General features: G+C 63.9%; 17 protein-coding genes. 7 read left to right on the top strand and 10 right to left on the bottom strand.

Annotated features, from left to right (window positions below; translation table 11 throughout):
* Positions 1-4: 4 nt before the first annotated feature.
* From FQU74_RS09245 to FQU74_RS09230, 4 genes are all read left to right on the top strand, one after another.
* Entirely contained in the window at positions 5-1,573 is a 1,569-nt protein-coding gene (locus FQU74_RS09245) for a GMC family oxidoreductase (protein ID WP_146286098.1), read from the top strand.
* 268 nt (positions 1,574-1,841) lie between these two features.
* Positions 1,842-3,800, top strand: a complete 1,959-nt coding sequence (locus FQU74_RS09240; RefSeq protein ID WP_158635565.1) for a BTAD domain-containing putative transcriptional regulator — start codon at positions 1,842-1,844, stop codon at positions 3,798-3,800.
* A gap of 230 nt (positions 3,801-4,030) precedes the next feature.
* Positions 4,031-4,954 (top strand): DMT family transporter, encoded by a 924-nt coding sequence (locus tag FQU74_RS09235; RefSeq protein ID WP_158635564.1) that lies wholly within the window; start codon positions 4,031-4,033, stop codon positions 4,952-4,954.
* Positions 4,955-4,971: 17 nt separating this feature from the next.
* Positions 4,972-5,784: a DUF1194 domain-containing protein gene (locus FQU74_RS09230; protein ID WP_158635563.1), complete on the top strand. Its 813-nt coding sequence runs from the start codon at positions 4,972-4,974 to the stop codon at positions 5,782-5,784.
* 71 nt (positions 5,785-5,855) lie between these two features.
* Here FQU74_RS09230 and FQU74_RS09225 read toward each other — a convergent pair whose 3' ends face one another.
* The 4 genes from FQU74_RS09225 to FQU74_RS09210 form a co-directional block, all read right to left on the bottom strand.
* Positions 5,856-7,403: a hypothetical protein gene (locus tag FQU74_RS09225; RefSeq protein ID WP_146286094.1), complete on the bottom strand. Its 1,548-nt coding sequence runs from the start codon at positions 7,401-7,403 to the stop codon at positions 5,856-5,858.
* Positions 7,404-7,552: 149 nt separating this feature from the next.
* The gene (gene msrQ, locus FQU74_RS09220; RefSeq protein WP_146286093.1) at positions 7,553-8,170 is read right to left on the bottom strand and encodes a protein-methionine-sulfoxide reductase heme-binding subunit MsrQ; all 618 of its coding nucleotides are present in this window, start codon (positions 8,168-8,170) and stop codon (positions 7,553-7,555) included.
* 4 nt (positions 8,171-8,174) lie between these two features.
* On the bottom strand, positions 8,175-9,119 hold the full coding sequence (gene msrP, locus FQU74_RS09215; RefSeq protein WP_146286092.1) for a protein-methionine-sulfoxide reductase catalytic subunit MsrP: 945 nt from the start codon (positions 9,117-9,119) through the stop codon (positions 8,175-8,177).
* Positions 9,120-9,199: 80 nt separating this feature from the next.
* Positions 9,200-10,057: an asparaginase domain-containing protein gene (locus tag FQU74_RS09210; protein ID WP_146286091.1), complete on the bottom strand. Its 858-nt coding sequence runs from the start codon at positions 10,055-10,057 to the stop codon at positions 9,200-9,202.
* A 230-nt stretch (positions 10,058-10,287) separates the two neighbouring features.
* Between FQU74_RS09210 and FQU74_RS09205 the strand changes: the two genes are divergently transcribed.
* Positions 10,288-11,457: an AMP-binding protein gene (locus FQU74_RS09205; RefSeq protein WP_146286090.1), complete on the top strand. Its 1,170-nt coding sequence runs from the start codon at positions 10,288-10,290 to the stop codon at positions 11,455-11,457.
* On the top strand, positions 11,435-12,535 hold the full coding sequence (locus tag FQU74_RS09200) for an acetyl-CoA C-acyltransferase (protein WP_241659871.1): 1,101 nt from the start codon (positions 11,435-11,437) through the stop codon (positions 12,533-12,535). The genes FQU74_RS09205 and FQU74_RS09200 overlap by 23 nt, the downstream gene beginning before the upstream one ends.
* A 57-nt stretch (positions 12,536-12,592) precedes the next feature.
* Here the strand turns inward: FQU74_RS09200 and FQU74_RS09195 are convergent, their stop codons facing one another.
* The 5 genes from FQU74_RS09195 to FQU74_RS09175 all read right to left on the bottom strand — a co-directional run bounded on the left by FQU74_RS09195 (position 12,593) and on the right by FQU74_RS09175 (position 17,183).
* On the bottom strand, positions 12,593-13,135 hold the full coding sequence (locus FQU74_RS09195; RefSeq protein WP_146286089.1) for a biotin transporter BioY: 543 nt from the start codon (positions 13,133-13,135) through the stop codon (positions 12,593-12,595).
* Positions 13,136-13,161: 26 nt separating this feature from the next.
* Positions 13,162-13,758, bottom strand: coding sequence for an energy-coupling factor transporter transmembrane component T family protein (locus tag FQU74_RS09190; RefSeq protein ID WP_146286088.1), 597 nt, complete (start codon positions 13,756-13,758; stop codon positions 13,162-13,164).
* A complete protein-coding gene (locus tag FQU74_RS09185; RefSeq protein WP_146286087.1) occupies positions 13,733-14,455 on the bottom strand; it encodes an energy-coupling factor ABC transporter ATP-binding protein in 723 nt (240 codons plus the stop codon). Before FQU74_RS09185 ends, FQU74_RS09190 begins: the two co-directional genes overlap by 26 nt.
* A 310-nt stretch (positions 14,456-14,765) precedes the next feature.
* On the bottom strand, positions 14,766-16,043 hold the full coding sequence (locus FQU74_RS09180; RefSeq protein ID WP_146286086.1) for a 4-aminobutyrate--2-oxoglutarate transaminase: 1,278 nt from the start codon (positions 16,041-16,043) through the stop codon (positions 14,766-14,768).
* 117 nt (positions 16,044-16,160) lie between these two features.
* Complete coding sequence (locus FQU74_RS09175; RefSeq protein ID WP_146286085.1) at positions 16,161-17,183, bottom strand: GlxA family transcriptional regulator; 1,023 nt, start codon at positions 17,181-17,183, stop codon at positions 16,161-16,163.
* Between the two features lie 122 nt (positions 17,184-17,305).
* Between FQU74_RS09175 and dprA the strand changes: the two genes are divergently transcribed.
* Positions 17,306-18,478, top strand: coding sequence for a DNA-processing protein DprA (dprA, locus tag FQU74_RS09170; RefSeq protein ID WP_146286084.1), 1,173 nt, complete (start codon positions 17,306-17,308; stop codon positions 18,476-18,478).
* On the opposite strand, the gene FQU74_RS09165 is transcribed toward dprA, so the two are convergent.
* Positions 18,475-18,942, bottom strand: coding sequence for a hypothetical protein (locus FQU74_RS09165; RefSeq protein ID WP_206665005.1), 468 nt, complete (start codon positions 18,940-18,942; stop codon positions 18,475-18,477). The genes dprA and FQU74_RS09165 overlap by 4 nt on opposite strands.
* Between the last annotated feature and the right edge of the window lie 91 nt (positions 18,943-19,033).

The raw sequence follows: 19,033 nt of genomic DNA, 5'->3' as shown, positions 1-19,033 counted from the left end.
GGATATGGTCGCGAAGTTTGAACTGTCCGACGACTCCGTCGTCGTGATCATCGGCACCGGCGCAGGCGGCGGGGTGCTGGCCAATGAACTGGCTCAGAAGGGCGTCAAGGTTGTCGCGCTTGAAGCTGGCGGGCGCTACCTGCCCGAGGATTTCATCAACGACGAGTGGGATAGCTTCTCGCAACTCGCCTGGCTCGATGCCCGCACCACGAGCGGCACATGGCGTGTGGCCAAGGATTTCTCCGGACTGCCCGCATGGATCGTAAAGGCGGTGGGTGGAACCACGACCCACTGGGCCGGTGCCTCGATCCGGTTCCAGGACCACGAATGGAAGGCACTGACCAACTACGGCAAGGTCGAAGGGGCAAACTTGCTCGACTGGCCGATCGATGGGGCCGAAATGGCGCCGTGGTATGACAAGGCCGAAACCAAGCTGGGCGTGACGCGCACGGGGGACCGCCCTGGCCTGCCCGGCAACAACAACTACAAGGTGTTCGAGAAAGGCGCCCAGGCACTTGGCTACAAGGAAGTGCATACCGGTCGCATGGCGATCAACTCCAAAGAGTATGATGGTCGCTTGGCCTGCCAACAGACCGGCTTCTGCTTTCAGGGCTGCAAATGGGGCGCCAAATGGAGCGCGGCCTATACCGATATCCCAGCGGGTGAGGCGACGGGCAATCTGGAGGTTCGCGAACGCTCGCACGTTGCGCGCATTCTGCACGATGACAGCGGCAAGGTGACCGGCGTCGAATATTTCGACAAGGACGGCAACCTTCAAATGCAGAAGGCGCGCATCGTCTGCGTTGCTGGCAACAGCTTTGAAAGCCCGCGCCTGCTGCTCAACTCTCATTCCTCGAAATTCCCGAACGGGCTGGCAAATGGCTCGGGCATGGTGGGCAAGAACTACATGCGCCACACAACCGGGTCTGTGTACGCGGTCTTTGACAAGCCCGTGCGGATGTGGCGGGGCACCACGATGGCGGGCATCGTTCAGGATGAGGCCCGGCACGACCCCTCGCGCGGCTTTGTCGGCGGATATGAGTTGGAGACACTCAGCCTCGGCCTGCCGTTCATGGCGGCCTTCCTCAACCCCGGTGCCTGGGGGCGCGGCTTTACCACAGCGCTCGACAGCTATGAAAACATGGCCGGTCTCTGGATCGTGGGCGAGGACATGCCACAGCTGCAGAACGGCGTGACACTGTCGGAAACCAAGGACCAGTATGGGCTGCCGGTTGCGAACGTGCATTTCGACGACCACCCCAATGACATCGCGATGCGCAACCACGCCTATGCCAAGGGGATCGCGATGTATGAGGCGGTGGGCGCGACACGCACCTTCCCGACGACGCCCTATCCAAGCACGCATAACCTCGGCACCAACCGCATGTCGGAAAAGCCGGAAGACGGGGTTGTGAACAAGTGGGGGCAAAGCCATGAAATTGCGAACCTTTTCGTCTCGGATGGGTCGCAGTTCACCACAGGTGCCGCCGAAAACCCGACGCTGACCATCGTGGCGCTGGCAATCCGTCAGGCCGACCACATCGCCCGCGAGATGTCGGCAGGCACCATCTGAAGTACAAAATGTGGGCTGAAGTGCAGAATGTGGGCCGGGGGTTTTCTCCGGCCCACGTCCGTTGCACGTTTGCCGTTTTATGGCCCCTCACATGACGGGGAGTGCGTGAAACGCCGCTTGAAATCGGACTGGATTCTATACAATCATCAAGCGATTAGATCCCGCTGCTCAGACGATTATCCGTGCTTTGTCGGGTTTGGCGGCCGGTGGTCGAAGAAGGGTATTGTTTCAAGAGACAGGCGAGAGGCACATCGGCAGGAGATCGCGCTTGGCGGACGGATCTGATGAAGCCATCCATCTGAAACTTCTCGGAGGGTTCAACGTCAAAGGCCCGACGTTGGCGCCGGCGGCCTCACTCGGTAAAAAGGCATCGGCAGTCTTGGCCATCCTCGCCGTCTCGCCCGATTGCACCGCCAGTCGTGACCGGATCTCGGGACTTCTGTGGAGCGGTACCGACGATGCCCTCGCCAAAAGCAGCCTGCGCCAGACGCTTGCCTTGATCAGGCGCACATTCGGGCCGACCTGCGACGACTATCTGGATGTCGGACGCAACGCGATAGGTCTAAGGTCGTCATGTGTGCGATGCGACGTGGCTGAGTTCCGGTCGTACATCGCTGCCGGGCGTCTTTCTGATGCGGTGTCGATCTATCAAGGACCGTTTCTGGACGGGATCTACATCCGCGATGCCATGTTTGAAGACTGGTCGGGGACAGAGCGGCGGCATCTGCATGATCTCTACGTCGGGGCGCTAGAGACGATGGCCAGGCAGTCCTTGGGCCGGGAGAGGGTTGCGCGGGCCCGGCAATGGGTCTCGGCCGATCCCCTGCGTGAGGAGGCCCATCAAGTGCTGATCGAGGCACTCGCCGAAACCGGGTCAAGGGATGAGGCGATCCGGCAGTTCCGGCTGCTCAAAGACCTCTATACCCGCGAGCTTGGTGAGCCGGTCTCGGCCGAAACACTCGCCCTGATGCGCAGCATCGAGCGCGCGCAGGCCAGTGCCGGTCCGCCATTGCCGCAGGCGGAGCCGCGGTCGCCTGCATCGCCCGTGCTTGCGGTGCATCCGCTGGTCTGCCTTTCGGATGACCGGGAGAAGCTTCTGTTTGCCTCGTCGCTCTCGGGAAGTCTTGTGACCACCCTGTCCAAGCTGCCTTATCTTCGGGTGGTTGCGATGGGCACGGTTGGACTCAGCAGCAGACATCCCGACGATCTTCTCGCGCTGAACCGGGCGTCGGCAGCCGACTACATGCTGGAGGGGCAGTTGATGGCTGCTGACGGGCGGGCCCGGGTCAATGTGCATCTCGTCGATTGCCGGGCAACGGAATACCTGTTCTCGCATCGCCATGACATTGATCTGGCCAATGGCTTTGCCGCGCAGGACGAGATCACGCTCAAGGTCGCGGTCGCCATCAACGTGGCCTTGCTGCAGGGTGAGCAGGCGCTGTCAAAGCTCAACCGGGCGAACCAGCTGGAGCCGTGGGAGCTCGTGCTGCAGGCCTCGACACTGATTTCCAGCCATGACCGCGTCTGCTCACCCGCGGCGTATCGTTGCATCAAAGAGGCGATCCGGCTCGATCCGACCTATGCCGCTGCGCATACCTTGCTGGGCTGGTGGCATTGGGGCCAGGCCTTCTGTGGTTGGAGCATGGACCCCGCGTCATCGATCGCCGCCGCGCTTGACGCGGCAGCCAAAGGGCGCGAACTCGATCCCGAAAACCCCGAGCCGCATGTCGTGACCGCGATTGCCCGGATGCAGCAGCGCGACTTTGCTGCCGCTGAGGCCTCGCTGGCCGAAGCGATGCGGCTTGGCCGGAACCATGCCATGGTCTATGCGATTGCCGCAAATGTGGCGAACTTTTCGGGCCGCCCAGAGGCAGGATTGCGGTTGACCGAACAGGCGATGCGCCTGTGCCCGGTGTATCCGCCGTGGTATGCGGGCGACATGGCGCAGGCCCATCTGCAACTCGGGCAGTTTGCGCAATCGCTCGTCTGGTCCAAGGCGGCGATCGACCGGAGCGGCGCCTATATCCACGCACATCTTTTCCGCGTGATCGGGCTGCACGAACAGGGCAGGGCCGAGGACGCGGCTGCGGCGGCGCAGGTGGTCATGAAGCTCGACCCGGCCTTCGGCGCGGCGGCATGGGCTGCAGGGCAGCCGTTCCTCGATCCGGCTTGGAACCACCGTTTCCTCGATGCGCTGACCGCGACAGGCCTGCCACTGCACGCCTGAACGGTGGAAACAGTATTTCACGATCCCGTCGGATGAAATCACGCTGATTTCACGTGCCAAGACTGCTCAACGGCACCGACCCAAGCGCTTTGCAGCAGGCGCCCGGGCTAGTTTCGCCGCAGTTGAGTCCAACGTGCCGATGACCCCGCACAGGGCATGACATGCCGGGAGTTGCTGCAGTGAAAAGCCAGGGCAGAAATCAGTCGGCAGTCACAGGGATCGCACAGGTAATGGCCGCGGCCTGTCTTTGGGGGACGGTCGGGGTCTCGACGAGGCTCGTCCCGTCGGCAGCGATCCTGCCGCAAGAGGAACTGGGGCTTGCGCGTCTGGCCATCGGCGGGCCTGCGCTTCTGGTTTTGCTCGTGCTCGTCGCGCGTGTGCCGATATCAGCGATCCTGCGGCTGGAGCCCTTCTGGCTTGCGTCTTTTGCCATGGGTTGTGCGGTATTTCAGGTCTGCCTGTTTCAGTCCTTCACCCTGCTGGGGGTCACCACCACGGTGTTCCTGACGGTTTGCTTGCCCCCCCTCATGGGCACGGCCTTGGGTTTCCTGCACGGCAATCGCAGCCCCGCCAAGGGTGCTCTACTGGCACTAGGGCTGGCGGTTGTCGGGCTTGGCTTTTTCGCCGCTGGAAGCATGACGGTCGGTGCGGATGGCCTGAACCCTTACGGGCTTGTGCTGGCGATCATTGCCTCTGCCGCCTTTGTGCTGATGACCTCGGCGGCGCGTCGGCTGACGCAATCAGCCGGGCCGCTGCTGGTCGCAGGCGCAGGGCTGACACTGGCCGCATTGATCCTGCTTGTGATGCTGCACCTGTTCCGGCCCGATCAGGCGCCCATAGGGGCGATGGCTGGCTGGGACCTTGCCGGACTGGTCTTCTATCTCGGCCTCGGACCGACCGCGCTCGCCTATGTGCTGTTCTGCGCGGGAATGGCCCGGTGCCGTTCGGCGAACCTGGGCCTCGTGGCCTCGATGGTCGAGCCCGCGTTCGCGGCCCTTCTGGCATGGTTTCTGCTGAATGAGAGGCTCACACCGACCGAGGTTCTGGGATGCGGGTTTGTCATGGCCGCAATGCTGACGCTGTGGGAGAGCGAACGCAGGCTGAAAGCCGACCCGGCTCAGCCACTTGGGGCGGCCAATCGATTGGAGGCGTGAATTTTCAGGAGGTCAGGATGTTCAGGTTCGCATTCGGTGTCTTCCCGGCACAACGGCCAGATTGCTGGCGCCGGGTCGTGCGGCGGTCTGCTGCATGGGGCAGGGCAGGCCTTGCTCTGGTTCTATTCTGGACTGCCGGGGCACCCGCAGCTTGGGCCGCGCGATGCCCTGATCTGGTGCTGGTACTGGCGCTGGATGCCTCGGGCAGCGTCAACGACGCCGAGTTTCGGCTGCAAATACAGGGCTATGCCGACGCCTTTCGTTCGCCTTCGGTCCAGAACGCGATCATGTCGGCCGGGCAGGTCCAGGTCGCGATGGTGGTTTGGGCGGATGGCGAGATGTCCTCGCAGGTTCTTCCGTTTCAGGACGTCAGCAACCGACGCGCGGCAGAGGCCTTTGCCCAACGCATCGACGCGCTTGATCGCCGGGTGACCGGAAACACGGGGATCGGCCGGGGGCTTTGGACGGCGCTTGACCTGATTGCGCTGGACATGTCCTGCGCGCCCCGCCGATTGGTCAATGTTTCGGGCGATGGGGCGGAAACCATGATTGCCCGCGCCCGCGAGAACATCGCGCTGAACGTGGCGCGTATGCGGGCGGCGGCCATGGGGGTTACGGTCAACGGCCTTGCGATACAGACCAGCCGACCAGATCTTGCGGAATGGTATGGCCGCAACCTTGTCACCGGGCCGGGTGCATTCGTGATGAGCGTCTCGACCCTCGCTTCTTTCAGCGAGGCGATCAATGCCAAGCTGGTGCGCGAAATCTCGGTGCCGCTTTTGGCGGCAGATCAACCCGTACCGACTGGCGGAATCCGGAAAGGGCTATGAGCCTCGCCTGCCGTCATGGTTTTGATGTGCGGAAGGGTCGTGAACCCTCCCGCACCGCGCGGATTGATCCGTCAGTACAGTATGAAATCGCCCACTGTCAGCGCGTTCACCCCCTGCAACTGGGCAATGATGATCGCATCTTCGCTGCCGGTGCCATCAGGATCCCAGTAGAGCGTGTTGTTGGACGCGTTGAACACAAACTGTCCCTGCGCGATGGTCGCCGCCGTTCCGTTCACCAGTCGCACGGTATTGGTCATGCCGCTGAAGTTATCGGCTTCGAACGCCAGCACATCAGAGCCAGCTCCATTCAGGGTAAAGTCGGTCACTACATCGTCGTCGCCGATTTCCTCTTGGGAGTACCAGGAAAACTCGTCGTGCCCGCCACGGCCGGTCAGGGTGTCTGCGCCGAGCCAACCTTCGATCACATTGCCCTGGCCATTGCCAAGGATCAGATCGTCCTGAGCACTTCCGAGAACGCCTTCAAAGTTCGCCGCATTCTCGGTGTTGCCAAAACCGTCGTCGACGATCTGGCCACTGGCCAAAGACAGATCGACATGTACGCCGGTCATCTCCTGATCTGTGAACTGACGTTCCATGCGCAGGAAGTCATAGCCACCCTTGCCGTCGAAGCGGTCGAGACCCTCACCGCCCCAGAAGTGGTTGTCCTGTGATGACCCGGTAAAGCGGTCATTGAGGCGGGTGCCTTCCACACGTTCGACGTTGATCAGTCGGTCGGTCTGGCCAAAGCCATCCCGCACGGTGCCCCGGATGTTTCCGCCTGAGACGGATGTCTGTAGGTTCGCGATGATGCCCAGTGTTGCGCCGCGCTGATAGTCGTTGCTGTAACGTGCCTCATCGGTGTCGCCGCCGCCGTTGATGGTATCGGCCCCCCGGCCACCGGAAAACCGGTCGCGATTATCGCCGCCGATGAATTGATCGGCAAAACGAGAGCCCTCGAACCGCTCGATGCTGGTGAAGCGGTCGGTATTGCCCCATGGGTCGATGATGGTGCCGGTCTTGACGTTGATGACAGCGCCCCGCGTGGCGGTTGCCCCCTGATTGTAGTGGGTCTCGATGAACGAGATCGTATCATCGCCCGCACCGCCATTGATCGTGTCACGCCCCGCGCCGACCCATGTCCAATCGTTGCCGCCGCGCAGGTTGTAGAGGTTGTTCCCGCCATTTTCGCCGGGTGGGAAATTCCAGTCATCCTGATTGGTGCCGGTGATCGTGTCGTTCCCCGACATCAGGAAATTCCAGGCCGACCAGAGATCCGGGTTGGTCTGGCCCGCCGCGCCGAATATCGCGCTGTGAAGCTGGGTCAAGTCGCTGCCAAGTGTTGCGGCTGTAATGCCGGTTACTGAAAAGATGACGTTGCCGGCGCCATTTCGGACAACGAGCGACTGCACCCGACCGCCTGTCGCCTCACCATCGTTCCAGGTAAACCCGGTTCCCGAAATGCTGACCGTGTACCCCTCGAAATCATGGCCCGGTCCATAGCGGAAAGTCAGGTTTGTTGCTGTTCGGTTTTCGATGGTTTCGTTGCCTTGTGCCTCAAGCAGATGCCCCGGCCACTCATCCAGTTGAGAAAACTGGGTCGTCATCGTCACGTTCGCCATGCCCTATTCCCCTTCATTCAAGAACTGTTCCAAATGCGGAAAATCTACCATGCGAACAAAGATTCGCATGGCGTGAACATTTGCGGAATGACACGCTTTCTGGTGCGGAATTCTACCGTGCGTTGCGCGCCCGTGCGTCGATCAAGCGGCTAGGTTGTTGCCGTCGCGCGCCGCTGCCGGACCCAGACCCGCAGCCCAAGCAGGGCGACCACTGCAGCCATGTAAAGAAGCGGCTCTAGCGGCCAGGCTTTCACCAGCCAGACGAAATGCAGCGCCGCAAGCAGGGCCGCAGGATAGGTCAGAAGATGCAGCAACTGCCACCTCTGCGCCCCCAGTTTGCGGACGGCTGCGTTGTTCGATGTCAGCGCCAGCGGAAGCAGCATGAGGAAGGCGATCATGCCGATCACGATATACGGGCGCTTTACCAGATCGGCCCCGATCTCTGCCCAGCGGAACTGCAGGTCAAGCGTGACCCAGACCATCAGATGAAGGCTGGCGTAGACAAAGGCGAGCACGCCGATCTGGCGACGAAACCGGTTCAGGTTCAGACCGGCGAACCGCCGCAGCGGTGTGACGCACAGCCCCGCGACGATCAGTTGCAACGCGGTCAGTCCCAGCGAATGTTCGATGGCCTTGACCGGGTCGACGCCCAGATCGCCGGTGAAGATGCGCAGCATAAGCAGCGCGGCCGGAATGGTGCCCAGTGCATAAACCATCCACGGCCGCACAGGCCGCAGCAGGCGGTGAACCTGATCCTGAACCGACATCTGATCAATAGTCCTTGGCCAGATCCTGCCCGGCATAGAGCGATGCGACCTGATCCCCGTATCCGTTGAACTTGATGGTATCGACGCGCTTGGCAAACAGCCCGCCAATGCGCCGCTCGGACGCCTGTGACCAGCGCGGGTGGCTGACCTCGGGGTTCACATTGGCGTAGAACCCGTATTCATTGGGCTGCATCATGTTCCATGTTGTTGGCGGCTGGCTGTCCGTCAGGGTGATCCGGACAAGGCTTTTTGCCGACTTGAACCCGTATTTCCACGGCACCACCAGCCGGATCGGCGCGCCGTTCTGGCGTGGCATTTCCTCGCCATAAAGACCTGTCGCCAGAATGGTCAGCGGATGCATCGCCTCATCCAGACGCAGGCCCTCACGATAGGGCCAGTCGAGCAGGCCGCGCGCCACGCCCGGCATCTCTTCCGCCCGCGCAAGGCTGGTGAAGGCCACATACTTCGCGCCGGGCTGCACGCCCACACGGTTCAGAAGTGCTGCAAGCTCAAACCCGATCCAGGGGATGACCATCGACCAGGCCTCGACACAGCGGAAGCGGTAGATGCGTTCCTCGATGGGCATGCCCTTGACCAGATCGGCCAGGTCGTAGCTGCCGGGTTTCTCGACCAGCCCGTCAATCTCGACCGTCCAGGGGCTGATCGTCAGGCCGCCCGCATGGGTGGCGGGATCGGTCTTGTCAAAGCCGAATTCGTAGAAGTTGTTGTAGCTTGTGATGTCTTCAAAGCTGTTCGGAGCCTCGTCGGTCGAATAGCGGCTTTTTGCGGCCTCGATCCGGGCCTGCGCCTGACGGGGCAGGGTGGCGGCCAGCGCCATGGCCCCGCTGCCCGCAAGCCACTGCCGACGGTTCAGGAATACCTCTTTGGGCGTCACATCGGCCCAGCTCAGCCCGCTGTTCAGACGGTTCGTCGTGTATCTGTCGGCCATCGGTCGCGCTCCGCTCGTTTTCCTATCCTTATGATACGAGTCGTCGGAAAGCGCAGTTTCATTACATCACAAGATCGTGGTCATTGCGCCGAAAGGTCCAGCCACAGCCGGATCAGAGCTGCCTCCGGCGTCTCGGTGCCGCCATTCTCGACCCCGGCCGACCAGAGGCAGCCGCCTGCGGCATATGCACCGGGTTCCAGTCCACCATGCAGGCATTGGCTTACGGCGCGGATACGGCACCCGCGGTTTATTGCGGCAGAGAGCACGTCGAGAAATGCGGGATCATTCATCGCGGTGCCGGCGCCGAACACCCGCAGCACGGCGGCATCCAGCTGCGACAGCATCGCCCCGATCGCGGCAGCAGGCAGACCGGGCGTCAAGGTCAGCACGGCAAGCTTGCGTTCGGCAAAACGGATGCCAGCGCGTGGCGGCGCCTCTGCCTGCGGTACGGTGCTGAAGGCAGCATGGGCATGGCTGTCGGTCTTGACCAGTGCCCCGGCGGGCCAGAGCCTGCCGTCAAAGGCCAGCCATACCCCCGGCGACGCAGCACGCGCGGCGTCAATGGCCAGATCAAGGTTCGCCTCTGCGTCGCCCTGCATGCCAAGCGGCACCATGGCCCCGCACAGAATGACCCGCCGCCCGCTGCCAGCCAGCGCCTGCGACAGCGCGGCCCCCGTATACGCCATCGTATCGGTGCCATGAGACACGATCACATCGGCCTCAGGGTGGGCGCTGATCGTATCGAGGATGCGGTTCCAGTGGGCGGGCCCCACATCGGCGCTGTCGAGAAGCGGGGCAAAGACCTCGGCCAGCAACTCGGTCCCCTTGGGAAGACGCGCCTCGACCGCGCGTTCCAGCTTGCCCTCAACCGGAAAAAGACCGCCAGGCCCCGGCCCCATGCCGATGGTGCCGCCGGTGTGGATCAACAGCAAAGTCATAAGTCCCCCCTTCGATCATTCGGCCCCTCCATGCCGCGCGCAGCGCTTGCGATCAACCCTCTTTCCTTTTCCAAGTATCCCGGGGTGCGGGGCAGAGCCCCGCTGCACCCTGCGGGTCTGGCCATGCCCAATGGCATTGGCTAACCTGTGTCCCGAACCGGAGGATCGATGACCCAAGCCCCGCCACCTGCTGCCGTGTTTGCCCAAGCGCTTGCCTGTGGTGCAGCCTGATGCGGTTTGTCTGGCATCCCGCTGCGGTCGCCGTTGATGCGCAGGGCGTGCGGCACCTTCAGGGGGCTGCAGCCATGCACCCGGTTCTGATGCCACCAAGACCGGCTGCGGCTGCCTTGCAAAGCGTCATCGGCGCGCCCGCGTTCCGGATCGGGGGCACAGGTCCGCTTGCCGTGGGCGAGGGCGTCTTTCAAACCTTGACCGGTGGAAGCTCTGGCACGCCTGCGCGGATCACCCGCAGCCAGCAAAGCTGGATCGAAAGCTTCCGCGTCAATGCGCGGCTCTTTGATCTGGGGCCGGATACGCGGGTCGGGGTGCCGGGTGCGCTGATCCATTCGCTTGCGCTCTATGCGGCGATCGAGGCGCTGCATCTGGGCGCCGAGGCGCATCTGCTCGATGGTTTGCGCCCCGACCGGCAGGCGCGCGCGATGGCGGATCGCGCCATTGATGTGCTCTACACCACGCCCGCACAACTGAAAGGGCTGGTCGAGGCAGGCATCGATTGGCCCCGCTTGCGCCACGTCATCGTGGGCGGTGCAAAGCTGGCTCAGGCTGACCGCTCGGCCCTGTCTGCGCGCACGGATGCAAAGGTGACCGAGTTCTACGGCGCGGCAGAAACAAGCTTCATCACGATGTCGGATGCTGAAACGCCTGCCGGCAGCGTCGGGCGCCCTTATCCGGGGGTTGAGATCGCGTGTCGCGAGGGGGTGATCTGGGTCCGCTCACCCTATCTCGCTCTCGATGCCGCACGAGACGGGGCTGCGCGTCCCGGTGCTGCGCTCTGGCAGGATGGCTGGGTCGCGCCGGGTGAATGCGGTCGGATTGAGGACGGGTATCTCTGGCTGACCGGGCGGATCGGGCGCAGGGTCAAGGTCGCCGATCAGACCGTGCAGCTGGAGGTGATCGAAGAGGTTCTGGCCGTGCAACCCGGTGTGCAGGCGGGCGCCGTCATCGCCGTGCCGGATTTACGCCGCGGTCACGTTCTGACGGCCTGTGTGGTTGGCGATGCGTCACAAGAGCCTGCCATCCTCGCCGCTCTGCGCGCGTCTTTCGGCCCGTTGATGGCGCCGCGGCGTCTGCACTGGCGCGCCAGCCTGCCGCTCTTGCCATCGGGCAAGACCGATCTGGCGCAGCTCATGCAAGACCATGGCGGCCGAACGAATGGCTGAGGTCTGGATCACCGCCGCCCGTCGTACCGCAGTTTGCCCACGCGGCGGGGTGTTCGCGCATCTCTTGCCGCATGAAATGGCAGCCCCCGTGATCGCCGCAGCCCTCACCGATGCCGGTATCGCGCCAGAGGACGTTGACGAGCTGATCCTCTCGAATGCGCTTGGCGCGGGCGGCAATCCGGCACGACTTGCCGCGCTGTCGGCGGGCCTGCCCGAGCGGGTCGCGGGGCTGAGCATCGACCGGCAATGCGCGGGCGGGCTCGACGCCATCCGCATCGCGGTGGCCATGGTCGCGTCCGGTCAGGCACAGGTTGTCGTTGCGGGCGGGGCGGAAAGCTACTCGCGCCGCCCGCTGCGCCTTGCGACGGCGCCGGGGGCAGAGCCTGAACCCTATGACGCGCCGCCCTTCACCCCATGGCCGGATCGCGACCCTGACATGACCGAGGCTGCCGCTGCGCTGGCTGCGCGCCTGAACATCAGCCGCGCCATGCAGGAAGACTGGGCATTGCGGTCACATCGACTGGCGATGCAGGCCACGTTCCCCGAGATGGTGGTATTGGCCGGGCAGGCGCGTGACCCCTTTGCCCGCAACCTTTCCGCCCGGACCCTGGCCCGCGCCCCGGCACTTGCGGGCAGTGTGACAGCGGGAACAACCGCCGTCGCCGCCGATGCGGCGGCCTTTGCCGTCGTGACCACAAGGGACTACGCCCGTCGGGCCGCGCGCGCGATGCGGGTCATCGCGGCGGAAACCTGCGGGGCGGTGCCAGATGAGCCGGGCCTGTCACCGGTGCCCGCAATCAATGCCACGTTGCTTGCGGCAGGCCTTCAACCCGCCGCGCTGGAGCGGATCGAGCTGATGGAGGCCTATGCCGTACAGGCGCTGGCTTGTTTGGGGGCCTGCCAGTTGCCTGAAGATCGCGTGAATCTCGGTGGTGGAGCCTTGGCGCGCGGCCATCCGATTGGCGCATCGGGCGCGGTGCTGGTGGCGCGGCTGTTCCATGATCTGCGGGACGGTGCGGGCCTCGCCGCCATCGCGGCGGCAGGCGGGATCGGCTCTGCGCTTGTTATCACGCCATGAAGAAAGGGCGGCCCGACCGGGCCGCCCTTGCGCATAAATCGTCGTGGTCGCCGGGCATCAGTTCCGCGACAGCACCGATGCAGGGCGCGCCCGCGCGAGGCCACGCGTGATGCCTGCCGCAAGACCCGATTTCAGCAGATCGCCCGCGATGAACGGCACGGCGAGCATAGCGGCCTCGGTGAGCGACTTGCCCAGCATGATCGACATCCCGATGATGCCAAAGATGTGCATCACGACGATGCCACCCAGCACGGCGCCCGCAAAGCTGGCGATACCGATCGAGACCTTCCAGCGTTCCACCACCAGGCCCGCGACAAAGGCGGCAATCGGGAAGCCCACCAGATAGCCGACCGAGGGGCCGGCAAAGACGCCCAGACCACCGCGCCCGCCTGACAGCAGCGGCAGACCTGCCGCAACCAGACCGAGGAACAGAAGTACCGCCAAGGCCCCGCGCCGCGCGCCCAGAACCGTGCCACAGAGCATGATGCCCAGCGACTGCGCCGTGATCGGCACGCCCGAGATCAGGTCGATCTTCGGCACGAGGCCAAGAACTGCGATCAGCGCCGCGAAAAGCGCGATGTGGGTGATATTGCGTTCCATTCGTGTCTCCTGTTGGTCCTGTATCGTCATAGACCGCCCCGCGCCCGCAACGCCTCGGCCACGTGATCGGCGTCATCCAGTGCCAGCACCGCCAGCGGAAGGATGATAGAGGCGGCAGGTGTTTTTGGACTGCGCGCGCGCCATGACTGTCGCAATTGTGTCGCTTTGTCCAGCAGAACGGGGACAAAGCGGATGACCAATGCAATGGAAAGCGCGACGACCTCGGGGCGCAGCCCGAAGCGCGCGAGGGGTGTGAGAAGCCGCTGGATGACGGCCATCATGGCATCCAGCCGGGTCGTCATCGTCACCAGATTGGCCAGTGCCACTGCCGCGAACATCCGCGACGCCAGCAGAACGCCGCGGCCCGGTTCTTGCAGCCACAGATGCCAGACCGCCAGAACCAGCAGAAAAGGCCAGAGCGGGCGCAAGAGCCGCAGCCCCGTCCGCGCGAAGTCCTGGCCGAGCGCCAGATAACCCGCCGCGATCAGGGCGAGGGCGCCAAGCCCCCACCGCCAGTCGGGCAAGGCAAAGATCACCATAGTCCCCGCGGCGACCAGCAAAAGCTTGGCGCCCGCCGGCCAGTGATGCAGCGGGGTTTCAACCGGCGAGGTCAGTGTCAGCATCGCGTAGTCCCAGCCGGTCCATCTCGTCCTTGAAGGCGGGGAGAACCTCGGCTGGTACCCCCTCGGCCGCGACTCTGCCGTTTTCGATCCAGACCACATGGTCACAGTCGATGACCGTCGCGGGGTCATGGCTGATCGTCACGACACGTTGATCAAGCTGCGACATCCGCCGCTGCAGCCTCGCCTGCGTGGGAAGGTCGAGCGCCGCAAAGGGCTCGTCCAGCAGAAGTGTCTCGGGTTCCATCAGCAGAACCGCCATCAGACAGAGCCATTGCCGCTGCCCCTGGCTCAGGCTGGAAACGGGTGCAGATGCCCAGTGCGCGCGCCCCTCGGTCCTCAGCATTGCAAGTACGCGGGCGCCCGCTTCCTTTGCGTTCATCCCCATTTGCCGCAGGCCAAAGGCCAGTTCCTCCTCGACGGTCGGAAAGATAATCTGGTGATCTGGGTTCTGGAACAGGATGCCGATGCCGCGAAGCATGGCCTTGCGCTCGGCGGCAGGGTCAAGTCCCGCAACTCGGACCGTGCCAGAAGTCGGCGCCATCAGACCAGCCATCAGCCGCAGAAGTGTCGTCTTGCCAGACCCGTTCCGCCCGATGATCGCAATGCGGCGGCCGGTCAATGACAGGCTGATCTCGTGAAGGATCACCTTGCCCTGCACGCTGAAGCCGACCTGATTGAGGATGATGCCGCTGTCCATGCCCCCGGATTAGCGCCGGTGCCGCAAGTGCACAATGCTCCAGTTGATGGCAACGACAGAGGAATGGGGGGCTGTCTGCCCCCCTCTTGGTCCTGCGGCCCAATTCACCCCCCGAGGATATTTCTGAAAAGAAGAAGCCGGGTAAGGCTTTGTTTACGGGAATCGGATGATCTGGGGATGCGGTACAGGCGGGGACGCCGATGACCGTAAAAGGAGAAGAGCCCCGGGTCGGCGTTGACCGATCCGGGGCTGCTTTCTTCTTTTCGAAAATATCCCGGGGGTGCGGGGGCTGGCCCCCGCTTCCGGCAGATCACGCCTGGCGGGCCGCCGCGACGGATGCCTCGAGGATGTCCATCGCCTCGGCGAAGATCGCGTCCGGAATGGTGATGGGCGCAAGGAAGCGGACCACGTTGCCATAAACGCCGCAGGTCAGCAGGATCAGGCCACGCTTCTGCGCTTCGGTCTTCACGCGGTTGGTGAAATCGGCATCCGGCGCCTTGTTCGACGGGTTTGCGAACTCGACCGCGACCATGAAGCCCGGGCCGCGGATGTCGCTGATCTCGGGCGTGGTGGAGCGGATCGCTTCCAGCTTTTGCTTCAGGCGGCTGCCCAGTTCATTGGCGCGGTCACAGAGCTTTTCCTCGGCGATCACGTCGAGAACGGCATGGGCTGCCGCGATGCCCAGCGGGTTGCCGCCATAGGTGCCGCCCAGACCGCCGGGATTGGCGGCGTCCATGATCTCGGCCTTGCCGGTCACTGCGGCGATCGGCAGGCCACCGCCCAGACCTTTGGCCATGGTGGTCAGGTCGGCTGTCACGTCATAGCCGTGCATGGCGAACATGGTGCCGGTGCGGGCAAAGCCGGTCTGCACCTCGTCGGCGATCATCACGATTCCATGATCGTCACAAAGCTTACGGATGGCGCGCACCAAGTCGGCGGGGGCAGGGTAGAAGCCACCTTCGCCCTGCACGGGTTCAAAGATGATGGCGGCAACGCGGCCCGGATCGAGGTCGTTCTTGAACAGCTTGGTGATGCCGGACATGGCATCTTCGGTCGTCACGCCATGCACATCCTGCGGGAAGGGCACGTGATAGACATCGGGCATCATCGCGCCGAAGCCCTTCTTGTAAGGCTCGACCTTGCCGGTCAGCGTCATGCCCATGAAGGTCCGCCCGTGGAAGGCCCCGCCAAAAGCGATCACGGCATTGCGGCCGGTATGGATGCGCGCGATCTTCACCGCGTTTTCAACGGCCTCGGCGCCGGTGGTGACGAAGATCGTCTTCTTGGCATAGTCGCCCGGAGCTGCGGCGTTCAGGCGTTCGGCCAGGCGGATGTAGTTCTCATAGGGCAGAACCTGATGGCAGGTGTGGGTAAAGCGGCCCATCTGCTCGGCCACGGCGGCCATGACCTTGGGATGGCAATGCCCGGTGTTCACCACGGCAATACCGGCTGCAAAGTCGATGTAGCGGTTGCCTTCGATATCCCAGATTTCCGAGTTCAGCGCACGGTCCGCATAGATCTGGGTCTGCATCCCCACGCCACGGGCCACGGCTTCGACACGGCGCTTTGCCACTTCGCTGTTTTGCATCTTGAATCCTTTCGGGCCCGGCATGGACCGCTCTGGCGCGGTATTTTGATCAAAAGCATCCGGCAATCAACCGGAATTGCGACATGCATTCATACGAAAAAGGCATACTCGCCTGCCTCAGCCACCAAAGTGCGAGAAGCGGTAGGGCGACACGCCGTATTTCTTGCGGAAGCTTTTCGAGAAGTGGCTGCTTGAGGCGTAGCCGCAGGCGATGGCGACCTCGGTCACGCTCATATCTGTCTCGGCCAGCAGGGCGCGGCCATGCTGCAGACGCAGGTCGTTCATGTAGCGCACGGGTGTCACGCCCAGATAGCGGTTGAACAGCCGTTCGATCTGGCGCCGAGACACGCCCAGATGCGTGGCGCAGGCGTCGAGGTCGAACTCTTCCTCGATCCGCGCCTCGAGAAAGGCCACCGCCTTGATCAGCTTTTCGTTTCGCGTGCCAAGCCGCGCGGCCAGCGAGGTGATCTGCTCATCCTCTTCTGTCCGGCGCTGTGTCAGCAGGCACATGTTCATGACCTCTTGGCTCAGCTGTGCGCCATAGCGGTCATGGATCAGCTTCAGCATAAGGTCGGCGGCAGCGACGCCGCCCGCGCATGTGACGATCCGGTCCTCGATGCAGAACACCTGCCGTGCAGGTTCCAGATCGGGAAAGGTTTCGCAAAAGCCACCAAGGTTTTCCCAGTGCAGCGTGAAGCGGCGGCCTTTCAGGATGCCGGCGCGGGCCAGCGCATAGGCGCCGGTGCAAAGTCCCCCAACGATGCGTCCGCGCCGCCATTGACCGCGCAGCCAGTCACCCAGCGTGGGCGTGATCTGCGTCTCGGGCTCGACCCCGCCGCAGACCAGCACATAGCCAGCGGGTGGGGATTCCGGCAGCGGACCATCGGCCACGACGGGAACCCCGTTCGAGCAGGCGACAGGTTTGCCATCTTCCGAACAGGTCTGCCAGCGGAACAGGATCTGCCCGGTCAACTGGTTGGCGACGCGCAAAGGTTCGATCGCCGAGGTGAAGGCCAGCATGGTGAACTTGGGCACAAGGACAAAGGTGACCGATACCGGCTCGGTCACCTTTGGCAGCGGCACATGGGCCACGCCACGGGCGACGAACTTGCTGGCTTCTATTGCGGGCGGGTGTTCCATGACACTGGCGTAACGCCAGAGCGGGTCTGCCGCAAGCGTCGTCGGGTGGTCAGGTTCGTGCGCTGCCGTTTACCGGCGATTAACCACTGACACAGATGCTGGCGAGGACAGGAGTTGCCAGCATGAACGCCGCCGGACCGGGACAGCATCCAAAGCCGAAAAGACCAGCCTTGACGGATCACGAACGGCTATGCCGCTTGCGCCTGATCCGGTCGCGCAGGGTGGGGCCAGTCACCTGGCATCGGATGCTGGCCGAACATGGCAGCGCCGCCGCAGCCCTGCTGGCCCTGCCAGAGATCGCGCGTCAGGCCGGTGTCGAGGGGTATCAGCCATGTCCAGAGGCGGTTGCGCTGCACGAGATGCGCGCGGCCTTGGCCGTGGGTGCGCGGATGCTGGTGGCAGGGGATGCCGACTATCCCGCGGCTTTGCTGGGTGTCGCAGACGCGCCGCCCGTCCTGTGGGCGCGGGGCGATCTGGCGATGCTGGCCCGGCCGATGCTGGCGATGGTCGGGGCTCGCAATGCCTCCAGCCTTGGGTTGCGCATGGCGCGCCAGCTTTCGGCCGGGCTTAGCGAGGCGGGCTTTGTCGTCGTTTCGGGGTTGGCACGCGGCATCGACACCGAGGCGCATGAACATGCGCTCTCCGGCGGCACCGTGGCGGTTCTGGCGGGTGGTGTGGACGTGATCTACCCGCCCGAGAACACAGCCCTCGCCGCCCGGATTGCCGAGGCAGGCGTCCTGCTCTCGGAACAGCCGCCGGGGGTTGAGGCGCAGGCCCGGCATTTCCCTTTGCGCAACCGCATCATCTCGGGCCTCTCGCATGCGCTCGTGGTGGTTGAGGCGGCCGCGCGCTCCGGTTCCTTGATCACCGCGCAAGAGGCGGCGGAGCAGGGGCGCGAGGTTCTGGCTGTGCCCGGGCATCCGCTTGATCCGAGGGCGGCGGGCTGCAACCAGCTGATCCGTGACGGGGCAACGCTTGTGCGTTCGGTCGCCGATGTGATCGAGGCCGTCGGCCCGGCATTGGCGGTGCACGCGCGGCCTGCGCCCTTGCAGGCTGCAAAGGTCCGGGCTGCGCCAGATTCGCTGCCACCGATCGCACCCCAAGGTGCTGTCGGGGCAGGGCGCGCGGATCTTGGTCAGCAGATTCTGGATCGGCTGTCGCCCAGCCCGGTTGCCGAGGATCAGTTGATCCGTGATCTGGGCCTGTCTGCGCAGGTCGTCATGCCGGAACTTCTTGTGCTGGAGCTGGCGGGCGACTTGCTGCGCCATCCCGGCGGGATGGTCAGCCGCGCCTAGCAGACTTCGGGGATCACCGCGCCCCACTGCGGGCAGAAACGCGCATCCGCATACCAGACGTCAGTCGCGCCGATGGCGGAATGTACCACGACCCAGGTCTTGCCCTGTTTGGTCAGCAGCGCCTGCATCCATGTGCCATCCAGCCAGGCCGGGTCCTGCCCGTCGCGCAGAACGAGCGGGGTCGTCGAAATGTCGATCTGGCTTCCGCCCGGGCGTTGCGGCTGAACAGAGGCGAAGCCCGCGTTGCCGGCGACCCGCAGATCCCTGACGACAAATTCGACCGGTGCGCCAAGGTTCCACTCGGCGATCGGGCGCATGGCATCCATCATCGCACGCCGGTCTGACGAGCCGCGCGCCGGCGTATCCCAGGCCTGCGCAAGCGCAGGCAGCATCACAAGAATGGCGGTGGCCAGACCAAGGCGCATGATCGAATATCCATGTTGAAACGACTGAACTGCGACCATTCTGCCGCTTGCAGTGATGCCGGTCAAAGCCCAAGCGGGCTTGACGCGGACCCCTCGCCTTGACATGGGTGCGGCTGCACTCACATCTTTC

Source organism: Gemmobacter aquaticus, from assembly GCF_007859075.1.
Taxonomy (GTDB): Bacteria; Pseudomonadota; Alphaproteobacteria; order Rhodobacterales; family Rhodobacteraceae; genus Gemmobacter; species Gemmobacter aquaticus.
This window is presented reverse-complemented; position numbering and strand designations above follow the sequence as displayed.

Bases quoted from the DNA above. Each gene is read 5' to 3' on its own strand.
- FQU74_RS09245 (WP_146286098.1), top strand. From the start codon at position 5: ATGGTCGCGAAGTTTGAACTGTCCGACGACTCCGTCGTCGTGATCATC.
- FQU74_RS09235 (WP_158635564.1), top strand. From the start codon at position 4,031: ATGGCCGCGGCCTGTCTTTGGGGGACGGTCGGGGTCTCGACGAGGCTC.
- FQU74_RS09230 (WP_158635563.1), top strand. From the start codon at position 4,972: ATGTTCAGGTTCGCATTCGGTGTCTTCCCGGCACAACGGCCAGATTGC.
- FQU74_RS09225 (WP_146286094.1), bottom strand. From the start codon at position 7,403: ATGGCGAACGTGACGATGACGACCCAGTTTTCTCAACTGGATGAGTGG.
- msrQ (WP_146286093.1), bottom strand. From the start codon at position 8,170: ATGTCGGTTCAGGATCAGGTTCACCGCCTGCTGCGGCCTGTGCGGCCG.
- msrP (WP_146286092.1), bottom strand. From the start codon at position 9,119: ATGGCCGACAGATACACGACGAACCGTCTGAACAGCGGGCTGAGCTGG.
- FQU74_RS09210 (WP_146286091.1), bottom strand. From the start codon at position 10,057: ATGACTTTGCTGTTGATCCACACCGGCGGCACCATCGGCATGGGGCCG.
- FQU74_RS09205 (WP_146286090.1), top strand. From the start codon at position 10,288: ATGCGGTTTGTCTGGCATCCCGCTGCGGTCGCCGTTGATGCGCAGGGC.
- FQU74_RS09200 (WP_241659871.1), top strand. From the start codon at position 11,435: ATGGCGGCCGAACGAATGGCTGAGGTCTGGATCACCGCCGCCCGTCGT.
- FQU74_RS09195 (WP_146286089.1), bottom strand. From the start codon at position 13,135: ATGGAACGCAATATCACCCACATCGCGCTTTTCGCGGCGCTGATCGCA.
- FQU74_RS09190 (WP_146286088.1), bottom strand. From the start codon at position 13,758: ATGCTGACACTGACCTCGCCGGTTGAAACCCCGCTGCATCACTGGCCG.
- FQU74_RS09185 (WP_146286087.1), bottom strand. From the start codon at position 14,455: ATGGACAGCGGCATCATCCTCAATCAGGTCGGCTTCAGCGTGCAGGGC.
- FQU74_RS09180 (WP_146286086.1), bottom strand. From the start codon at position 16,043: ATGCAAAACAGCGAAGTGGCAAAGCGCCGTGTCGAAGCCGTGGCCCGT.
- FQU74_RS09175 (WP_146286085.1), bottom strand. From the start codon at position 17,183: ATGGAACACCCGCCCGCAATAGAAGCCAGCAAGTTCGTCGCCCGTGGC.
- dprA (WP_146286084.1), top strand. From the start codon at position 17,306: ATGAACGCCGCCGGACCGGGACAGCATCCAAAGCCGAAAAGACCAGCC.
- FQU74_RS09165 (WP_206665005.1), bottom strand. From the start codon at position 18,942: ATGGTCGCAGTTCAGTCGTTTCAACATGGATATTCGATCATGCGCCTT.